The following is a 1,322-nucleotide window of genomic DNA, read 5'->3' as shown; positions in this document are numbered from 1 at the left end:
CAAGCGGTTGGTGACAGGTGTGACACACGCCGGTCCAGCACAGCAGCACCCGCTGCAGCTCGCCCAGGACCTGGTAGAAACTCAGACCGACGTCACCGATTTTGGGGCGAGTCTTCGCAGGGTGAGGAAGGCTTGGGCGGCGGTGACCAGGGTGACGTGGTGGTGCCAGCCCCGCCAGGTGCGCCCCTCGTAGTGGTCCAGCCCGAGCCCGTGCTTGAGCTCGCGGTAGTCGTGCTCGATGCGCCACCGGATCTTGGCCAGGCGCACCAAACGTCGCAGCGCCGTGTCCGGGGCCAGACTGGACAACCAGTAATCGGTCGGCGCCTGCTCGTGGGGCGGCCACTCAACGATCAGCGTCTCGACCGGCAGGACCCCGTCCCAGGACGAGCGGCTGCCCGCCCGGGCCAGAGCAGCCTTACGGGCAGCCACGCCCGCCGGACGCACCTGCATGAGCAGGAACCGGCTGCGCATCGGACCGCGCGAGCCCTGGCGCCAAGTGCACCGGCGCAACGCCTTGCGGCCCTGCTCCAGGGCCAGGTCCTTCAAGGAACGGGCCGGGGTGCGGTAGCGAGGCAAGGGCGGGCTCCCCACCCCCCGCGTGTGCTCAGGGGCCACCGGGGCCGCTTGGCCGGGGTGGGCGTTCAGATCACCGCGCACCGCCACCACATAGTCCAGCCCCCGCTGGGTCAGGCCGTCGCGGAAGCCGTGGTTCTGCCCGTAGCCGGCATCGGCCACCACCATCTTCTCGGCAAGCCCCCAGGAGCGGGCCTCATCGACCATGTCCAGGGCCAGCCGCCATTTCTCCCGGTGGCCCACGTGCTCGGGCACCCCGGTCCTGGCCCGGCGCTCATCGGCCGGATCCGCCCACTGTTTGGGCAGGTAGAGCCGCCAGGCCAGCGGCACCGAGGCCGTGTCGGTGACCGCGTGCAGGCTGACAGCGTTCTGGCACACCGCCTGCTTGCCCAGGGCGCCGCACCACTGGTGGGCCGCGCCCACCGAGGCGGTGCCCGCTTTGGGAAAGGCCGAGTCGTCGATGACCCACGCATCGGGATCGATGGCCCGGCTGACCTTGGTGGCCAGGCGGCGCTGGACGGGGACATGGTCCCAGGGAGAGGAAGCCACGAACTGTTGCAGGGCCTGCATGTTGCCGTCCGGCAAGCGCTGGGCCATGGGCTCGATGGACTTGCGCTGCCCCTGCAGCATCAACCCGCGCAGGTAGCAGTTGCCCCACCCGCGCGAGTCCTTACGGGGGATGGGGGCGAAGACCTCGGCGCAGAACGCGTCGAGGTCCTCGCGGAGTTCTTCGACTTCGGTCAGGTCCA

Annotated in this window: 1 protein-coding gene; it reads right to left on the bottom strand. The window is 70.3% G+C overall.

Annotated features, from left to right (window positions below):
* Positions 1–81: 81 nt before the first annotated feature.
* On the bottom strand, positions 82–1,322 hold a 1,241-nt coding region (locus D456_RS0123290; protein ID WP_017578579.1), incomplete at its 5' end, for an IS701 family transposase.

Source organism: Nocardiopsis kunsanensis DSM 44524 (genome assembly GCF_000340965.1).
GTDB lineage: Bacteria > Actinomycetota > Actinomycetes > Streptosporangiales > Streptosporangiaceae > Nocardiopsis > Nocardiopsis kunsanensis.
The sequence above is the reverse complement of the archived record's forward strand: the minus strand, read 5'-3'. Positions and strand labels throughout refer to the sequence as shown.